16 protein-coding genes and 4 pseudogenes are annotated in these 18,558 nt (G+C 60.5%); 3 read left to right on the forward strand and 17 right to left on the reverse strand.

From position 1 onward, the window contains the following. Positions 1–74: 74 nt before the first annotated feature. Positions 75–915: pseudogene (locus OGV38_RS08410) on the forward strand (IS5 family transposase); the annotation flags it as partial. 224 nt (positions 916–1,139) lie between these two features. Here OGV38_RS08410 and OGV38_RS08415 read toward each other — a convergent pair. The 16 genes and pseudogenes from OGV38_RS08415 to OGV38_RS08490 all read right to left on the reverse strand — a co-directional run bounded on the left by OGV38_RS08415 (position 1,140) and on the right by OGV38_RS08490 (position 16,693). Next, the gene (locus OGV38_RS08415) at positions 1,140–2,291 is read right to left on the reverse strand and encodes a S1C family serine protease (protein WP_003847784.1); all 1,152 of its coding nucleotides are present in this window, start codon (positions 2,289–2,291) and stop codon (positions 1,140–1,142) included. Between the two features lie 24 nt (positions 2,292–2,315). Next, positions 2,316–3,281 carry a zinc metalloprotease HtpX gene (locus OGV38_RS08420; protein ID WP_003847782.1) on the reverse strand — a complete coding sequence of 322 codons (966 nt, stop codon included), beginning with the start codon at positions 3,279–3,281 and terminating at the stop codon, positions 2,316–2,318. Next, complete coding sequence (gene psiE-GI / locus OGV38_RS08425) at positions 3,259–3,756, reverse strand: heat resistance protein PsiE-GI (protein WP_003847780.1); 498 nt, start codon at positions 3,754–3,756, stop codon at positions 3,259–3,261. Before psiE-GI ends, OGV38_RS08420 begins: the two co-directional genes overlap by 23 nt. Then, positions 3,753–5,468 (reverse strand): heat resistance system K+/H+ antiporter KefB-GI, encoded by a 1,716-nt coding sequence (gene kefB-GI / locus OGV38_RS08430; protein WP_003847777.1) that lies wholly within the window; start codon positions 5,466–5,468, stop codon positions 3,753–3,755. The genes psiE-GI and kefB-GI overlap by 4 nt, the downstream gene beginning before the upstream one ends. Before the next feature lie 3 nt (positions 5,469–5,471). Continuing rightward, complete coding sequence (gene trx-GI, locus OGV38_RS08435) at positions 5,472–5,912, reverse strand: heat resistance system thioredoxin Trx-GI (protein ID WP_000786814.1); 441 nt, start codon at positions 5,910–5,912, stop codon at positions 5,472–5,474. Further along, on the reverse strand, positions 5,902–7,047 hold the full coding sequence (locus OGV38_RS08440; protein WP_286473173.1) for a hypothetical protein: 1,146 nt from the start codon (positions 7,045–7,047) through the stop codon (positions 5,902–5,904). Before OGV38_RS08440 ends, trx-GI begins: the two co-directional genes overlap by 11 nt. 79 nt (positions 7,048–7,126) lie before the next feature. Then, positions 7,127–7,738 (reverse strand): heat resistance membrane protein HdeD-GI, encoded by a 612-nt coding sequence (gene hdeD-GI, locus OGV38_RS08445; protein ID WP_003847772.1) that lies wholly within the window; start codon positions 7,736–7,738, stop codon positions 7,127–7,129. 89 nt (positions 7,739–7,827) lie between these two features. After that, a complete protein-coding gene (gene yfdX2, locus OGV38_RS08450) occupies positions 7,828–8,715 on the reverse strand; it encodes a heat resistance protein YfdX2 (RefSeq protein WP_286473175.1) in 888 nt (295 codons plus the stop codon). A gap of 102 nt (positions 8,716–8,817) precedes the next feature. Then, the gene (yfdX1, locus tag OGV38_RS08455; protein ID WP_003847769.1) at positions 8,818–9,732 is read right to left on the reverse strand and encodes a heat resistance protein YfdX1; all 915 of its coding nucleotides are present in this window, start codon (positions 9,730–9,732) and stop codon (positions 8,818–8,820) included. Positions 9,733–9,754: 22 nt separating this feature from the next. Then, entirely contained in the window at positions 9,755–10,213 is a 459-nt protein-coding gene (gene hsp20-GI / locus OGV38_RS08460; protein WP_001275372.1) for a small heat shock protein sHSP20-GI, read from the reverse strand. A gap of 87 nt (positions 10,214–10,300) precedes the next feature. Continuing rightward, a pseudogene (gene ftsH / locus OGV38_RS08465) lies at positions 10,301–12,107 on the reverse strand (ATP-dependent zinc metalloprotease FtsH). A 60-nt stretch (positions 12,108–12,167) separates the two neighbouring features. Then, positions 12,168–12,359: a hypothetical protein gene (locus OGV38_RS08470; protein WP_001446316.1), complete on the reverse strand. Its 192-nt coding sequence runs from the start codon at positions 12,357–12,359 to the stop codon at positions 12,168–12,170. Next, positions 12,359–15,253, reverse strand: coding sequence for a heat shock survival AAA family ATPase ClpK (gene clpK / locus OGV38_RS08475; RefSeq protein ID WP_286473176.1), 2,895 nt, complete (start codon positions 15,251–15,253; stop codon positions 12,359–12,361). The genes OGV38_RS08470 and clpK overlap by 1 nt, the downstream gene beginning before the upstream one ends. 60 nt (positions 15,254–15,313) lie before the next feature. After that, entirely contained in the window at positions 15,314–15,883 is a 570-nt protein-coding gene (gene hsp20, locus OGV38_RS08480) for a small heat shock protein sHSP20 (protein WP_003847761.1), read from the reverse strand. Positions 15,884–15,917: 34 nt separating this feature from the next. Next, a complete protein-coding gene (locus OGV38_RS08485) occupies positions 15,918–16,199 on the reverse strand; it encodes a helix-turn-helix domain-containing protein (protein ID WP_003847758.1) in 282 nt (93 codons plus the stop codon). A gap of 230 nt (positions 16,200–16,429) precedes the next feature. After that, the gene (locus OGV38_RS08490; RefSeq protein WP_003847756.1) at positions 16,430–16,693 is read right to left on the reverse strand and encodes a hypothetical protein; all 264 of its coding nucleotides are present in this window, start codon (positions 16,691–16,693) and stop codon (positions 16,430–16,432) included. Between the two features lie 222 nt (positions 16,694–16,915). On the opposite strand from OGV38_RS08490, the pseudogene OGV38_RS08495 reads away from it, so the two are divergent. Together OGV38_RS08495 and OGV38_RS08500 are read left to right on the forward strand one after the other, a co-directional pair. Then, positions 16,916–17,002: pseudogene (locus OGV38_RS08495) on the forward strand (transposase domain-containing protein); the annotation flags it as partial. A 72-nt stretch (positions 17,003–17,074) separates the two neighbouring features. Beyond that, positions 17,075–17,332 (forward strand): annotated as a pseudogene (locus tag OGV38_RS08500) (transposase); the annotation flags it as partial. 12 nt (positions 17,333–17,344) lie between these two features. Here OGV38_RS08500 and OGV38_RS08505 read toward each other — a convergent pair. Next, entirely contained in the window at positions 17,345–18,496 is a 1,152-nt protein-coding gene (locus OGV38_RS08505; RefSeq protein WP_286473067.1) for an IS30-like element IS30 family transposase, read from the reverse strand. Positions 18,497–18,558: the final 62 nt, after the last annotated feature.

Consider the following 18,558-nt stretch of genomic DNA (forward strand, 5'->3'; position numbering starts at 1 on the left):
TAACGCTTACCGCTCATGGGCACCTCTCTTTAAGCCATCTTAAATGACTCTGAGGTGTCTGTTAAACCCGTGTCGATTCAGGTCGCCCGGCGTATCCCTTGATGGCGATGCTGCGTATCCATCTGATGCAGAACTGGTTCGGCTACAGCGATCCGGCCATGGAAGAAGCGCTGTACGAGACGACCATCCTACGTCCGTTAGCCGGGCTGAGCATGGAGCGTATTCCTGACGAAACCACCATCCTCAACTTCCGTCGTCTGCTGGAGAAACATGAGCTGGCAGCCGGCATCCTCTGCGTGATCAATGGCTACCTGGGGGATCGCGGTCTGTCGCTGCGCCAGGGCACTATCGTCGATGCCACGCTGATCCACGCGCCCAGTTCAACCAAGAACCAGGACGGCAAGCGCGACCCGGAAATGCACCAGACCAAGAAGGGGAACCAGTATTACTTTGGCATGAAGGCGCACATCGGCGTTGATGATGAATCGGGGCTGGTACACAGCGTGGTGGGCACGGCAGCCACCGTGGCGGATGTCACCCACGTCGACAAGCTGCTGCACGGCGACGAGAACGTCGTCTGCGCCGATGCCGGCTACACCGGCGTCGAAAAGCGCTCCGAGCATGCCGACCGAGAAGTGATCTGGCAGGTCGCAGCACGCCGCAGCACCTACAAGATGCTCGATAAACGCAGCGCCCTGTACAAAGCCAAGCGCAAGATCGAGAAGGCCAAGGCGCAAGTGCGAGCGAAGGTAGAGCCCCCGTTTCGCGTGATCAAGCGGCAGTTTCGGCTACACCAAGGTACGTTTCCGAGGGCTGGTGAGGAACACTGCACAACTGGTGACGCTGTTTGCCCTGTCGAACCTATGGATGGCCCGCCGACATTTGCTGGCAAGCGCAGGAGAGGTGCGCCTGTAATGCGGAAAATGGCCGTCGCAAGGTGCTCGCGACGGCTGAAAGCACCGAAATGAGCGGGTGATCCGATCGTTTTTGATCGGTTCACCGCTTTCAAAATCAGCAGTGGCTGAAGTCAGCCGGAAATACAGGGCTACTTCAGACCATCCCTAGCTAGGGCTCGTAGTTCGGCGCAAGGCTGAAGTCGCTTGGCTGCTTCGCTGTGCAGATCCATGACCCACTTTCCATCAAACTCCCGGTTGTAGTTCCACAAGCATCTCGCGAGTCTTGCCGGCCCGCTCCACTAACAAGACCACAACATCTCCAACGTTCTTGTCGTCTAGCCGGGCCTGTAATGTGGTGACGTCGTCGACGGCGATACCGTCGATGCTGATAACGCGATCGCCGGGCACGATGCCGCCTGCGGTGACCTCGACGCCGACGAGCCCGGCCCTGTGCGCCGCCGAGCCCGGCGTCACGCGCAATACGAATACGCCCTTACTGCCGGTCAGCGCCTGCAGACGCGCGTTGAGCTGCTCATCCACCTCGATGCCCAGCGCCGGACGGATGTACTTGCCGGTCTTTATGAGTTGCGGCACCACGCGCATGACGGTATCGACCGGCACCGCAAAGCCTATGCCGGCCGAGGCGCCAGACGGACTGTAGATGGCGGTATTGATTCCGATCAGCCGCCCAGCCGAATCGAGCAGCGGGCCACCGGAATTGCCGGGGTTGATGGCGGCGTCGGTCTGGATCAGGTGATCGATGGCCGGGCCGCCCGCTTCTCCCGGCAACGAGCGGTCGAGCGCGGAGACGATACCAGTTGTGAGCGTCCAGTCCAGGCCGAAGGGGTTGCCGATAGCGAACACCTTCTGACCCACCTTGAGGTCGGCACTGGTGCCGACCGGCACGGCCGGCGGGCGCTTGAAACCGACGCCGATCTTGAGCACGGCGATGTCGTGCGCGGGGCTCGTCCCCACCAGCGCGGCCTGGTAGTCGCGGCCGTCGGCCAGTTTGACGGTGGCTTCGGACGCGCCCTGGATGACGTGGAAGTTGGTGACGACGTGGCCGGCGTCGTCCCAGATGAAGCCCGATCCAGTGCCGCGCGGCACGGAGAACACGTTGCGCGTCCAGACATCGCGTACTAATTGCGCGGTGGTGATGTAGACCACCGAGGCGCGCGATTTTTCGAACAGTTCGATGGTGGTTTTCTCGTCCGCCGCCAGATCGCCACGCGCCATCACGGTGCGTTCTGCTGCCTCGCGCGGACTGAACCATGCTTCGATGGCGGGCAGAAACTGCCACAGCAGCATGAGCGCGGCAATGCAGGCGGTGATGAAGAGCCCGCGCCGGACGAAGCGGTCCGGCGCGGGGCGTTGGTACGGGTCGAGATAGGCCATGAGACGTCTCCTGTTGATGGGCAATCAGCGCCACAGCCCGCTCGGGCGCCAGCGCGGTGGGCGCGTCGCCAAAGCGGATTCCGGCAAAAAATGGGGCGCGCGGAGTGGCAACGCTGATGCTGGCCCAGGCGCCAACGTCAGCAGGCGTGCGATGCGCTCTTGCGTTGCCGGACGCGTGCGCAAGCAGGAGGGCTCGGGATTGCCCCATCCCGGCCATAGCCAGGCACGCCAGGAGCGGCTGACCCGCTCGATTTTCGCCAGCGCGGACGCCAGCCCCTGCGGGTCGCCAGTCAGTTCCGCCGCAAGGCGGTCAGCGTCGAACTCACGCACGCGAGACAAGCCGAGCAGTGCGAGCAGAGCCAGCTGGGGCGATGCGGCCAATAACAATAGACCAGGCCAATAGACCTCCGCCGCGCCAACCAGCTGCGCGGGCAGGCTGAGCAGGATCGCGATCTGTCCCATAAGGGCCAGTAGGCTCGTGAGGCGACTGTCGGAATCCGCCAGCCCCATGACACGCAGATCCTCATTAGCGATGTGCGCGACCTCGTGCACGAGCACACCCGCCAGCTCGCGTGGGCTCAGGCTGCGCAGCAGGCCATCGGTGAGGGCGATCGATGCCTCCTGCTTCGATCCGGTGGCGAAGGCGTTGACGACGGCACTGGGCACATAGTGCGGCACCGGCGTGGCGGGCAAACCGGCACGGGCGGGCAGCTCGCGCAACCGGGCCCACATCTCGTGGGCTTCTTGCGGGTGCAAGGCCCGTACGCGGTACAGGCGCAAGCTCAGCGCCGACGCGGCTACCGGTTCCAGCAGCAACGCACCTGCAACGGCAAACAGCGCGAGCCACAGGCAGCCTTCCCCAAACGGCAGTCTCCCTGCTGCGGCTGCGATCCCGACCAGGGTCAGGACCAACAGCCCGGTCTGCAGGCGGTTGAGCCAGCGGTGTTGCAAGAGCGCCGTGCGCGGATCACTGGGATGATGACGGGTCATGCTCAGAGGTCTCGGCGGCGCGGTCGCCGCGCTTGCGCAGCAGCCAGTAGGTCGCACCCAGAGCCAGCGTGGCGCTTGCCAGCGCGGCTATCTTTGCGGGGCTCGCGTCGGAGTCGAGGACCACGAACTTGCGGGAGAGTGCGATCAGCGCGATCAGGACCACTGTCTTGACCTGGATGATGCTGTCCCGACGCAGCGCCACGCGCACGATGGAATGCTTGAACTCCATCGCGATCAAGAGCGTCATGATCATACCGAACACGCTCTGGAATACCTTGTGGTCCAGGGGATTGAAGGCATCGAGAACCAGCAGCGTGAAGACGATGGAGATGAGCTGGAACAGCGACACCACGATGATGACGGCGATCACCGCCGACAGCACGAGCGCGACGACCTGCTCGAAGCGCTCGTAAAAACTCATGATGGCTAATTGGTCACGCAAGACCTGAAATGGGTTAAGGCGTGTTGATTTCATGACGATGAACTCCCTGGAAAACGGCTGCTGTCGAGACGGCGGCGCATTGCGTTGATGTGTCCTTCAATCAGCTCGGTCGACATGCCAAGCGTCGACATCACCTGTTCCGCCAGCCCAATAGCTGCGGCAAAGGATTGCTGATACACGCGCACGTTGGGCATGGCGCGAAATGCATCGGCCGCGGTCGTACTTCTGCATGACACCCACAAGGTCAGCGCCGGACGGCGCTCGGCAATCGCCTGGGCGATGCGCAACGCTTGCTGGGCATGGGCGAACGTCAGCACCACCAAGTGCGCATGCGTCAAGCCGGCAGCCAGCAAGGTATCGGGCCGACTGGCATCGCCATGGAACACCGGCGCGCCGGCGGCACGCGCGGCCTCGACCTTCTGCGCGTCCGCCTCCAGCAGCAGATGCGCCACGCCGGCGTGGCGAAGAATCTCGCTGACTGTAAGGCCAAGCTCGCCCGCGCCGCAAACGATGACATGGTCTCGATATCGCGTCGTCTGCGCGGCGATCTCGACTTCTTCAGCCTGGGGTGGCTGAATGACGCCGCCGGTGCGGCTCAAGAACCGGGCAAGTACATCGTGATGGCGGATCAGTAGCGGTGCCAGAGCCATGCTGAGCACCAGCGCGACCAGCATGGGTTGGACGACGGTCGCGGGGATCAGATGCTGCTGCAAGACCGTGCCCAACAACAGCAGGGCGAACTCGCCGCCGTGCCCCAACGCTATGCCCGCGCGCCAGGCATCGAGGGCGGACAGGCGCGTCGCCCGCAAGGCCAGCGTATTGAGCAGGATCTTGACTGGTACCAGCACCACCAGCCACGCCAGCACCGCCAGCGGTGCCGAAAGAATCTGTGCTGCGTCCAGTTGCAGGCCGATGGTCACGAAGAACACGCCCGACAACACATCGCGAAAGGGCCTGAGGTGGCTTTCCATGTGGTGCCGGAAGTCGCTCTCGCCCAGGACCATCCCGGCGAGGAAGGCCCCCAGGGCGGCGGATACGCCGACCGCGTGCGCAGCGGCGGCGGCAGCCACCACCACGCACAAGGAGACGAGCACGAACGATTCCTCGTGGCCCCGCCGCGCCACCCAGCCCAGCAGGCCATGCAACAGACGGCGCGAGGCGAGGGCCGCTGCCGCGAACAGCAGCAGCACACCGAATACTTCGAGCAGCACATGCTCGATCTTCGGCGACTCGCCGCGCGCCCAGATCGCCAGCAAGGCCAGCAGGGGCACGCTGGCCAGGTCCTGAAAGACCAGCACGGCGATGGCACTGCGGCCGTGGCGGGTGGTGAGCTCGCCTTGGTCGGCCAGTTGTCGGCTGACCAGCGCCGTGGACGACATGGCCGCCGCAGTGCCGAGCAGCGCGGCGCTCTGGCCGGGCTGCCCCAGCCACATCAATAGCAGGATCAGCGGCGGGGCCACGGCGATCATCTGCAGAGCGCCCGCCATCAGCACCGTCCTGCGGGCGAGCCAGAAGTGTCCGAGGGAGAATTCCAGTCCGACCATGAACAACAGCAGCGCCACGCCCAGCTCGGACAGAAAGCTCAGCGTCTCCCCCGGCGCGATCACGCTGATGACTGAGGGGCCCAGTACAACGCCGACAGAGAGATACCCCAGCAAGGCGGGCACTCTGAACGCCGCCGTCGCCATCGACGCCAGGCTGCAAGCCGCCAGCAGGATTAGCGTATCGCCGAGTAAGGCCTGCATCGGTCAGCGTCCCACTTGCGTCGACGTCCAGCGCACGATGTCCTGCGCGCCCATCGCGCCGGCCTGACGGGCGATCTCCCGCCCACCCTGGAACAGGGCGAGCGTCGGGATGCTGCGGATACCGAACTGCGCGGCCAGGTGGGGCTCAGCCTCGGTATTCACCTTCGCCAGCCGGATCCTCGGTTCGAGCTGGTGCGCCGCTTGCTGGAACTGTGGCGCCATCATCTTGCACGGCCCGCACCATGGCGCCCAGAAATCGACCAGTAGCGGCAGATCGCTGCGCTCCACGTGGCGCGAGAACGTCGCCGTGGTCAACTCGATGGGCTCGCCCGTGAACAAGGGCTGCTGGCAGCGGCCACAGTTGGGATGTTCCGATAGCTTCGCAGTCGGTACGCGGTTGATGGACTGGCAATGCGGGCAGACGAGGTGAAGATCATTCTTCATGGTTCGCCTCCTTGGACCACAGTGAGGCTGCCTCGCTTCGGGTCACAGACAATGCCGACCAATCAACGCCTTGGAGCCAATCGTTCCCGTTTTTGCTTACTCCGGCCTCTTCCAGATGAGCAGCGATGAATGCTTCGGCCTGCATGAGCCACCTTCGGACAACATCTTCCTTACTAGGAATCAGCAGGATTTCAGAGACGCTGCTGGCATTCAGCCCGTCCACACGGATAAGCAGAAAAATGCGCCGCCACAAACGCGGCATGTCCTTCAGCAGGTCAAATGCAAAAGCGAGCTCGCTCGACCGATCAATCAGCTCCTCCTGTTCCGCGATCGTTGCGACATCGGGATGCTGACTGCCAGCGAAGATATCGGCCAGCTTGAGTGTGTCATCGGGCTGATAAAATTCGAAGATTTCCTCTTCCACCATGGCCTCGGCCACGTCTTGGGCATCCGGTTCGACCGGCGCGTCCAGAGAAACGAATTCGCCAAATTGCCGGCTGCTTGCCACTTCGTTATCCAGGACGGCGAACAGATGCTTCAAAAGATCGGTGTAAGCCTCTTTTTCCCCCGGCACGGATTGCCATTCCACCTCAGCTCGGACAATCGCTTCATCCACCACGTCGCGCAGCGTCGGATAATCGCGCGGTAAATCGCCGACGGCCCGCAGATAAGCCAGCTCACGCCTTGCGACAGCCTCAAGTTTCGACAGTAGAGGCATTCGGGTCACCTCGGCCTCATGGGCGGCTGATGCGGGTTTTGCGGCAATCCGCACCTTGAGCTCGCGCAAGCGCTCGCGTCGTGCTTTGCGCTTGATTTGATCCTGAGCATGCAGTCGGTCAAAATGCTTCCTGGCCTGACGGAACAACGACTGTGCGAGCATCTTCGCGAGGGGCGTCAGCTCGTCATGTGATGCAGTAACGCTGACAATCTTTTTGCCGGGCAGGTGCATATAGCCACTGGCCAGAAATTGCCGCTTGATCTTGTCGCGATCAAGGACGATTTGAAGTTGCGCTGAATCTTTAGTGTGTTTGTCGAGCAATGGCTTGAGGGCGTGCTCGATCACATTTCCCAAAGTTCTCTGCCAAGGTTCATGAAACTCTTTGTCGATAGCTCGATAGCTATATTGCATCTGCATGTATGACTCCTTCGATGTCATTTCTATGGAGGTATGAATCGAGGATGCTCATATCCATAGATTTTGGTTTGGCACGCTCTTACCCCAGGCGCGTTTTGCGAAGACTCCAACTCAAGAACAAAAGCGTGACGCCATAGACTGCCGCATGGAAACCCAACAGCCAGCCTGCGGCCACGAATGACTCGACCGGACGGGTAAAAAATATCCACAAGACGATAGCGCCAAGGATAATCGAGAGCAGTCCACTGAGGGCAAGCCAGATTTCACCCTTGATTTCCCGACGCAGCCGAACGGCGGCGGATATCTCCAGCACACCGGTGAAAATCGCCCAGAAGCCCACGCTAGCCCATAAAAAAGAAGCCAAGACTATCGTGGCGGCCCAAGGAGCAACCAGGACGACGACGCCCGTAAGTATGCCGACAATGCCGCTGAACAGCAGCCAGCCCCAGCGCTCTTTTTTCTGTATATGGCGCACCGCTGCAAACAAGTTGAACGCGCCATTGACCAAGGAAAATGCGCCGAACATGATGGTCATGGCCAACAGAGCCGATTGTGGCATCCAGAACGCGAGGGCTGCAAAAATCAATGCCAAGACACCGCGCAGCACAAAAAGCCACCAATTTTGGCTCAGCGAACACAGTGCTTTGGTGGGGTCATCCGCATTGGAATTAGCGATGGTGTCTGTGTTCATGCAATATCTCCTAAAGATCTATACAGAATAAAAAATCAAACACTCATGGAACAAGAGAGGGGGCGCTATGCGCCCCCTATCCAGGGGTTTCAGAACAACCTGGACAGTTTTGCCTTGACTTCATCGAGCCAGCCTTTTCCGCAGCCTCCCCCTCCCGTCTTTTCCTTGATTTTCTTGAGTTCAGCGTACAGGGGCTCAAAGTCCTTCCTTTTTCCATAGCCCAGCAGTTCTGCCATTTCCAATTGCTGCCGGGCTTCGTTCAACAATGTCTCCAGGCGCTCATTGGATGCTTCGCTGCGCTGACCATCTTCTACCAGGGGCTCGGCGCGCTTCAGGAGCAGCTTCGCACGCAGGACGGGCAGCGGAAGCACGCTGCGCTCCTCGACCAGCGTGCTGAGCGCTGACTGCAGCGCGGCTTTGGCTTCTTCGATCTTGCCCTGATCGATCAGCGGCACGACTGCCTTCACGGCTGCGGGATAGGACGCCAAAGGGATGCTGGTGACCGTGATCACGATTTCACTGGCCAGCAAAGCCAGCACGTGGCGAGCCTGTTGCACCTCGCCATGTTTGAGGGCATCCAGCGCCTCGTCGGTCATCGCCTCAATGGTTTCCGTGTTGGCGAACAAGTCGTGCACGATGGTGCGCACATCAACGCCGGCCAGGGCGAGCGTGGGTTCGCGCGCGACGATCAGCTCCAGCTTTCCCGTCACTTCGGCCAGCGTTGCCAATGCGCGTGCAGTGTCCTTGCCGTCAAGTGCGGCCAGCGCGGATTTGGTCAGCGACAAGGCCGAGACTGCCTCATCGAGGACTTGTTTACGTTTGTCTTCCGCCTGCGAGTCCGTTTCTTTCTGAGCCTCAGGCTGTACCTCCGTGACGACTTCAGGCTTGGACTCTGGGCTGACAGGAAGGCTGCTTACCGCGGCCTGTTCGTTTATTCCTTCGTTCGTCGCATTGGGATTCGGTGTTTGCTCATTCATGGTGATATGCCTCGTATGAGATAGTGAAAATAGGCGAATCTATTGGGGCTGAATGCGAACATCGCGAGACTGACCGACAGAGCAGTCAGCCCCTTCATCACCTCAAAACAGCTTTTGGATGCGCGTCTTCAACTCGTCGAACCATCCCTTGCCGCTTTTGCCACCAGCCGACTTTTGCTCAATGGACTTCACCTGATCGAAGATGGGTTTGAAGTCCGCCTTCTTGCCATAACCCAGGATCTGCGCCATCTCGATCTCCGTGCGCACGGACGACAGCAAGGTGCTGAGCTCCTCGTTCTGCTTGGCATCGCGCCTGTCGGTCTCGGCCAGCTTTTCAGCTTTTGCCATCGCGGCTTCGGCCCGTAGCACGGGCAGAGGAAAGGCGACCGAGGTCACCACCAGCGTGTTCAGTGCTCGGGCGAGTTCCGCTTTGGCGTTGTCGATCTTGCCGCTGTCGATGAGCCGTGCGGCCGACTTGATCGCTGCCGGGTACGTTGCCATCGGAAGGTTGTCGGTTTGGATTACGATTTCGCTGGCCAGATTGGCAACGATGGGCCGGGCCTTTTGCACCTCGCCATCACCCAACAACTCCCGAGACAACTTGACCGCTTTCTTTACCGATTCCACGTTGGCGTGGATATCGTGGGTGATGACGCGTACATCGACCGGCGCCAAAGCAAGTTTGGCGTCGCGTGCCAATACCAGTTCCATCTTTCCGCTGGCCAGTTCCAGCGCAGCAAGCGCCTCCTTGGTCTTATTTGCATCAAGGAGGGTCAAAGCCTCCTGGGTCTTGGTGAGCGCCGTGATGGCGTCTTGAGTGAGCTCGGCACGCTTTTTATCGGCTTCCCGGGCGGCCTTGTCATCTACCTGTGGCTGTGCCGCCTTGGATGCGGCAGAGGGTGCTGCAGCACCTGGGCTAGAACCTGCCGCCGATTGGGCCAGAGCCGGTCCGCTCAGTCCGACGACGACCGCCAGGGCAAGTGCGGAGAAGGTGTATTGTGGCTGTTTGATATTCATGATCTTGGGCTCTTGATTGAAGTTAGTTGACTGAGATTTCAATCTGTTTCGGTTTGGCTTGCTCGGCCTTGACAAGCCGCACTTCCAGCACGCCGTCTTTCATGGAAGCCGTCACCTTGGTCGGATCAACGTTGTCAGGCAAGACAAAGCTGCGCACAAAGCGGCCATACGCACGTTCGATGCGGTGGAACTTCTTGCCCTGCTCCTCTTTTTCCAGTTTGCGCTCGCCGCTGATGGTGAGCACACCGTTTTCCGCGCTGACGCGCACGGCATCCTTGGGGACCTCCGGCAGATCCAGCTTGAGGAGGAATGCGTTCTCATCCTCGCTGATGTCCGCCATTGGTGCCCAGTCCGCCGTGGTCATGGCTTCGTTGCCGGTACGGGCGCCCTGTCGCTGGGGTATTCGTCCGAACATCGTCGCCAGGCGGTTTTGCAATTCATCCAGTTCCCGGAAGGGGTCCCACGGTGTCAATGCAGACATATCGGTTCTCCTTGAACAATGCCGACGAATTGGATGACGCACTGAACAGAGCCGTCGGTTTACTCTGAATGGCACCTACTACTGTTTTCAGTTCCGAACAAGTCCTTGAGTCAATTGACGGATATCGCTTTCGTCGAGCGTTTCCCGCGCCAGCAGCTCGCGCGCACAGCGCTCCAGCACCGCGCGGTTGATGTCGAGAATCCGGTAGGCGCGCTCGAACACGCCCATCACGATGTCGCGGATAGCCTGATCGATGCGCACCTGGGTCGATTCGGCCAACCGGCAACCGCCGTGGGCCAGTTCAGGTGTATCGAGAAAGCGGGGCCGCTGCGCCTCGAAGGCGATGTAGCCCAGGCCCTCGTCCATGCCAAAGCGGGTGATCATGTCGCGGGCGATGTCGGTGGCTCGCGCCAGATCGTCCGCCGTCCCGGTAGACAACTCGCCGAACACCAGCTTTTCGGCGGCACGCCCGCCCAGCAGTACGGCGATCTTGTGCTCGAGATCGGTACGCGTCATCAGGAAGCGGTCTTCGGTGGGGCGCTGCAAGGTGTAGCCCAGCGCGCCGATGCCGCGCGGGATGATCGAGATCTTGTGTACGGGGTCGGTTTCGGGCAGCGCCAGCGCCACCAGCGCATGGCCCATCTCGTGATGGGCCACGGTTTCCCGCTCCTTGGGGTTGAGCACGCGGCTCTTCTTTTCCAGGCCCGCCACGATGCGCTCGATGGTCGCGGTGAAGTCCTGCAATTCCACGGCGGACGCACGGCGTCTCCTCGCCGCCAGCGCCGCCTCGTTGACCAGATTGGCGAGGTCCGCGCCGGAAAAGCCCGTGGTCAGTGCGGCTACCTGTTCGAGGTCTACATCCTGGGCCAGCGTCACCTTCTTGACATGAACCTTCAGGATGTCCAGCCGCCCCTTCTTGATGTCGGGCCGGTCCACCAGCACCTGGCGGTCGAAGCGGCCGGCACGCAGCAGCGCCTGGTCGAGGATTTCGGGGCGGTTGGTGGCGGTGAGGATGATCAGCCCGACCGAGCTGTCGAAGCCGTCCATCTCCGTGAGCAGCTGGTTGAGGGTCTGCTCGCGCTCGTCGTGGCCGCCGACGCCGCGCGCGCGGCCCAGCGCATCGAGCTCGTCGATAAAGATGATGGCCGGTGCCTGCCCGCGGGCCAGCTCGCACACACGGACCGCACCCACGCCGACGAACATCTCGACAAACTCTGAGCCGGAGATGGAGATGGAGAAGCAGGGCACCGCCGCCTCGCCGGCAACAGCCTTGGCCAGCAATGTCTTGCCGGTGCCCGGTGGGCCGACCAGCAACACGCCCTTGGTAATGCGCGCCCCGAGACGGCCATAGTCCTGCGAATTCTTCAGGAAATCGACGATCTCGACCAGCTCCGCCTTGGCCTCATCCCCCCCCCGCGACATCGGCGAACGTCACACCGGTGTTCTTTTCCACGAACACCTTGGCGCGGCTCTTACCGATGTTGAGAAACCCGCCCATGCCCTGCTTCTCGGCGAAGCGGCGGAACAGGAAGAACCAGACGCCAAAGAAGGCTACCGCTGGCAGGATCCACGACAGCACATCGCGCAGCCAGGTGCTCTCCAACACGCGGGCATAGGGCACGTCGTACTTCGACAGGCGATCGGCAAGATCGGGTTCGACCCTCGTTGCAACGATCGTCGTCTTGCCCCGGCTGTCCGGCGACTTCAGGCGCCCGGTCACCGTACGATCCGACACCAGCACTTCGGCCACGCGCCCCTCGGCCAGCGCCTTCTCGAACTCGCTGTAGGGCACCGGCTCGACGGTTTTCGCCGTCTGCCAGTAGCTCTGCAAACTCAACAACAGCAGGAGTGCAACGATCCAGTAGCCGGTATTCCATTGATTCTTTTTTTCCATGGGCCGTGTTCCTCGAAAGTCGAGTTGCCAGAGGATCAGGTGAACAGACGGGCCGCACCGTCACGCAAACGGATGGCCAGCGAGCGGGAGAGCAGTGCCGCCGCTGATGAGCAGCCCCCACGGCGTGGCCGACCGCGGATCACGCTTGTAGACGACCGCGTGACCCGCGGCCACGACCGCCACCGCGATCGAGGCCAGGGAGGCTGCCCATGCCAGGCCGATGGGGTCGGACACGGCAGCCTCGCCCGCCATCAAGATGCGTCGCTCGCCGACTTCTTCTTGCGCGAGCCTTTGCCAGCGTCGCCGTGCGGCGTCTCGGTCGCCTTCGCGGCATCCGGCAGCTCCGGCTCGGCCGGGGTCTGCGGTGGCTCTTTGCGTTCGAACACCACGCGTTCGGCCTTGTCGTCCCAGCGTGCGCTGGCGTGATCGCCCTTGCCGATGCCGCCACCGAGCATCTCGCGCGCCAGCGCAGTTTCCAGCTCGCTACGGATCAGGCGCTTGAGTTCACGCGCACCGAACTCGGGCTTGTAGCCTTCTTCCGCGAAATGGTCGATCAGCGTCTGATCGAAAGTGAGCGTCACGCCCTGGCTGGCGGCGCTGCGCGCCACGCGATCGAGCTGCAGGCCGACGATGTGGCGGATCTCCTCCTTGCCCAGCGCATGGAAGACGATTATCTCGTCGATGCGGTTGAGGAACTCGGGCCGGAAGTGGCCGCGCAGCACGTCCATGACCTCGGCCTTGGTCTTTTCGTACTCCTCGCCAGCCGCCTCACGCGCCTTCAGCCGTCGCTGGATGATGTCCGAACCCAGGTTGGACGTGGCGATGATGATGGTGTTGGTGAAATCCACCACCCGGCCCTTGCCGTCGGTGAGGCGACCGTCGTCGAACACTTGCAGCAGGATGTTGTAGACGTCAGGGTGTGCCTTCTCGATCTCGTCGAGCAGCAGCACGCTGTAGGGCTTGCGCCGCACCTTCTCGGTGAGCTGACCGCCTTCGTCGTAACCGACATAGCCCGGAGGCGCGCCCACCAGCCGCGCCACGGTATGGCGTTCGCCATATTCCGACATGTCGATGCGCAACAGGGCGTGCTCATCGCCGTAGATAGATTCGGCCAATGCCTTGGCGAGCTCGGTCTTGCCCACCCCGGTCGGGCCCAGAAACAGGAAGGTAGCCACCGGTTTGCTGCCTTCGCGCAGGCCGGCGCGGGACAGCCGCACGGCATCGGCCACGGCACGGACCGCCTCGTCTTGTCCCACCAGGCGCTCGTGCAGCCGTTGTTCCAAGTGCAGCAGCTTTTCGCGCTCTTCCACCGTCAACTCGTTGACCGGGATGCCGGTCAGGCGCGAGACGATCTGCGCCACGTGTTCCGCCTTTACCTCGGCACTGCCGGAGGCCCGCTCCCGCTCCCAGTCCTCGACGAGCTTCTTGAGCTCGGCCTCCTTGGCTTCGATGCGCTTGCCGAGCTCGGCGGCCTGGTCGTACTGCTTGCGCGCGGCCACGTAATCCTGTTCACGCCGCAGCTGGTGCAGTTCGGACTCCAGCTCCTGCACGGCCACCGGCCGGGCCGTGGCCGACAGCTTCACGCGCGCGGCCGCCTGGTCGAGCAGGTCGATCGCCTTGTCCGGCAGGAAGCGCGCCGTGATGTAGCGGTCGGACAACTCGGCCGCCGCGATGATCGCGTCCTCGGAGATGCTGACCTTGTGGTGCGCCTCGAAGGTGTCGCGCAGGCCGCGCAGAATCATGATGGTCTGGGCCACCGTCGGCTCGGGCACCGTCACCGGCTGGAAGCGCCGCTCCAGTGCGGCATCCTTCTCGATGTATTTCTGGTACTCGTTCAGCGTCGTGGCGCCGATCAGGTTGAGTTCACCGCGCGCCATCATCGGTTTGAACACGTTGGCCACGTCCAGCCCGCCTTCGCCACCGCCCTGGCCGGCACCGACGATGGTGTGCACCTCGTCGATGAACAAAATCAGCTCGCCCTGGTGCTCGGTCACCTCCTTCAGCACCTTCTGCACGCGCTCCTCGAACTCGCCGCGATATTTGGCGCCGGCCACCATGGCGTTGATGTTGAGTTCCACCAGGCGCTTGTCGCGCAAGGTCTCGGGCACTTCACCCGCCACCATGCGCTGCGCCAGCCCTTCGACGATGGCGGTCTTACCCACACCCGGCTCGCCGATCAGCACCGGGTTGTTCTTCTTGCGCCGGGCCAGCACCTCGATGGTGGTTTCGATCTCCTGCGCGCGGCCGATCACCGGGTCGAGCTTGCCGTCGCGCGCCATCTTGGTCAGGTCGCGCGAGTACTTGTCGAGTTCTGGCGTGTTGGTCGGCGTCTCAGCGCGTCCATCCTCGGCGCCCTTGCCGACCACCTTGCTGACCTGTTGGCGCAGCGCCTGCGGCGTCAGGCCGTAGCGGCGCAGCAGGTTGGCGGCCAGCCCTTCGCCTTCCTCGGCCAGACCGATCAGGAAATGCTCTGGACCGACATAAGAATGGCCGAGTTCATTGGAGGCCACGAAGGCGCGGCTGAGCGCATCCTTCACGCGCGGCGACACGCCGATCTCGCCCTCGAAGGGCTTGTCCCCGCGCTTGGCCTCAGACTCGATCTGCCGCTTGAGGTCATCGACCTTGATCTTGAACTGACCCAGGATGGTCTTGACCACGTCGCTGTCGGCCAGCGCCAGCAGCAGATGTTCGGTATCCACCTCGGAGCGGCCAAATTCGGCAGCGTGTTTGGCGGCCTCCTGCAACAAGGCTTCCGACTGTTCGCTGATGCGGCTGGCCAGCCCACTGCCGCGACGGCGCGGCGCACCCGAACCTGCGGCGGCGGGCTCGCCAAACGAGGCATCGACCACGTCATCGGTATCGGCGGCAACTGGCGTCGCGTCGTCGCCGATGCGGAAGAAGTCACTGCCGAGGAAGTCCTCGAACAGGCCACTGCGCGAACCGAACAAGGCTTCCAGCGGCGAAACGGTGCGCTTTTGCTGGCGCACTAATTGCCGGTAATGGTCGTCGCACAACAGCATGGTGCTGTGACGACCGTTGAGATTGGCTTCCACCCGCACGGTGGCGGGTTGGCCGCAGACCTGGCATTGTTTTCTGGCCGTGCTGATGCTCCTGAGAAGGTTGACAAGGTTGAGGCGACGAGGCATCGCGAGCCGCGACACCTCGTCTCGGGCCGGGTTTTTCTTGTGACGAACGAGCCGGCGACGTCAGCCGTTGATCGGGATCGAGCGTCCCTGCTTCGGCGCACTGACCTCGCGCTTGTCGATCGTGACCGTGAGCACCCCGTTCTTGAACGATGCCTTGATCGAATCCTGGTTGGCGTCGTCAGGCAGGTTCAAGGCACGCTGAAAGCTGCCGTAGGAGCGCTCCACACGGTGGAAGCCACCTTCCTTCTTCTCCTGTTCCTGGCGCTTCTCGCCACGCACCATCAGCACGTCGTTGTCGAGGGTGATCTGGATGTCCTTCTCCTCGACACCGGGCACTTCCAGGGCAATCTTGTACTGCTTGTCGGTTTCCTGGATGTCCAGGGCCGGCTTCAGCATGCCCGACCAATCGGATGGCCACTGCGGCATGTTCAACGCCGAAAAACCGAAGCCCCGGAATGCGTCATCGAACAGCCGGTCGATTTCCCGATGCAGTTGCAGGATCGGGCTGACTGGCCCGCTAGCCGCTGGCAGGTCATTGCGCTGCACTGGCAGGGAAGAGGCGGTCTGCTGCTCTTGCTGCTCGTTCTTGAACCAGTTCCAGGGAGCCAACTTCTTGAAATCGATGTCCATGTCATACCTCCAGAAAAATTGGAAAACGAGTTACTCAAGCCCTTTGCCTGCTGCGACGGGCACTGCGCCCAGGCGACACGGGCTGCTCGGATGACTTCTGCTGTTCACGCTTGCGCATCACCTCCTTCTTTGCTCCGGCTCGGGTCTGATCATTGAGCCACTGATCGATTTCACTTTGACGAAACCGCCACGTCCCGTCCACCTTGAAAGCCGGAATTTCCCCGTGCGCGGCGAGCCGATAAAGCGTCCGCTTGCCGACTTTCAAGTACGCAGCCAATTCATCGAGCGTGAAAATCACCTGTAGGTGCGCTTTCATCTCACCCTCTCCAATCGCGTCGCTTTGCGGTTCCGGCCAAGGAAATCCTTGCAATACTTTGTAAAATATTACACCTACCATGACAAACTTCAAGAGTCAAGAGTCAATGTACAGCGTTCTCCCGCCCCATTGATGCAGGTCAACTGCTCAGGCAAGGCGCAGGGGGGCGGCCTGATCAGGCAATGGACAGCGCCTGGCTCGTCAGCCTGCGTGTGCCACAGGCGCCTCGATCAAACACCGATCCTCACGTTGTAGTCGAGTGCCCGCAGCCCCTTGCTTGTCTGCATGTTCCTTGGCGGAAACTCGTCTGGGCGCGCCCAGACGACGATTTCCCCGAGGCTGCTCAGGCCAACGTGCGGAATTGCCCAGTCGTCGCTGCGGATCGCGTTCCAGAGTCGGGCCGAAACACTTCCGTTGCCCCAGACAACGTAGTTCAACAGTATCCGTCCGGCCAACACACCTTCCCGATACCGCCGCCGAAGGCCATGGCCCATCAAGCGGATTTTCCATGCGCCCTCAGCGCCGTACCAACAGCAAATCTTTCAAGGCCCAGGTCATTCAGGAGTGTTCTGAACCCGATGCCTCCATCGCAAACATCGCCTTGGGCTACAGCCTCAATGCCAACCTCGTCCACAAATGGATTCGCCTGCTTACCCAGAAAACCACGGCTATCCAGCCAGCGTTCATCCCGTTGCCTTCTCAAATGCTCGGCGCGGGTTCGCATGCTCAAGCGCGCTGCTGCGATCATGAGTTTGATCCAGTCGGCCCGTAATAATGGGCACGATCCGTATGCCTATCTCAAGTGAAGTGGTTTACTGAATTTGGCCACCTGAACAGAGGTGATATGCTCACCTCAGAACATTACAGGTGCCTCAATGAAAAAAAGAAATTTCAGCGCAGAGTTTAAACGCGAATCCGCTCAACTGGTCCTTGATCAGAACTACACCGTTGCAGCTGCGGCCAGTGCTATGGATGTCGGCCTTTCTACCATGACGCGATGGGTAAAGCAGTTGCGGGATGAACGACAGGGCAAAATACCTAAAGCCTTTCCTATAACCCCGGAGCAGATTGAAATACGTGAGCTGAAGAAAAAAATACAACGCATTGAAATGGAAAACGACATATTAAAAAAGGCTACTGTAGATTCAATCTGTCAATGCAACACCCCTTTCAATTATCTCTTTCGGTGTTTTGAACTTCAGTGTCTTTCTCGGTCTGTTGTTTAGCTGAGCAGCAACCAGATCTAGTTCATGTTGAGTATATTGGGCAAGACATGTCTTTTTAGGAAAGTACTGCCGAATTAGCCCATTTGTGTTCTCATTTGTTCCCCGCTGCCAAGGACTCTGAGGATCGCAGAAGTAAACTTTAACGCCGGTGCTGACAGTAAATTCTAGATGTCTGGCCAGTTCCATTCCTCTGTCCCATGTCAGTGATTTTCTGAGTTCTGACGGTAAACTCAGGAATTTGTCGGTAAGAGCCTGATTTACTGAGACAGAATCTTTGCCCCTGAGTCTAAGGATGATCGTATAACGTGATTTTCGGTCTACAAGTGTGACTATATGAGAGTTTTTTGTACCTGAGACTAAATCGCCCTCCCAATGCCCCAGAGAGCGTCTGTTATCGATATTTCGGGAACGTTCGTGAATTGGTGTTCCGTTCACTATGTTAATCGTACCTCTTTCGCCTTTGCGGGTATGACGCCTGCCATGGCGAAGGCTATGCGACCGTCGCAGATGCTGTATATTCAGGTGGTGTAGCGCTTCACGGCTACGAAAGTACAGCGTTTTATAAATTGTCTCAGGTGATATTCGCAGCGTTTTTTGACGTGGTTTTGTTCGCCTTAACCATCCTGATATTTGCTCTGGAGACCATTTCATCTCCAGCTTTTCCAGAACAAGCTTTCGCAATGGTAAATTTTGATCCAGTAAGCACGGTTTTGGCCTTTTCGCCATTCTGTTGGCTCGGTTATTAGCATCAACAGCTTTGTAATAGCGTCTGCCCCGATTACGCTGAACTTCACGTGAGATCGTCGAAGGACTGCGATTCAGCGCAGTAGCTATCGCACGAATGCTCATTTTGGCTGACAAACCAGCTCGTATCTCCTCGCGCTCAGACAGTGTCAGGTGAGCTACAGCCCGCTTACGCTCATGGGGTTTTATGCCGCCAGTATCCCTTAACATAGTGAAGATCGTTCCGGGTTTTGAACCCAGGATATTCGCTATTTCACTGAAGCCTGTTCCGTTCTTCCATAGTTCAAAAACAGAGGCTTTTTCCTCTGCTGTAAATGTTCGTCTCATTCAAAAAACCTCCGCAACCCCATGTTTTCACATAACTGTTGCGTTGACCAATTGAATCTACA

Origin of the sequence: Citrobacter sp. Cb080, assembly GCF_030334745.1 — a bacterium.
Classification (GTDB): domain Bacteria; phylum Pseudomonadota; class Gammaproteobacteria; order Enterobacterales; family Enterobacteriaceae; genus Citrobacter; species Citrobacter braakii.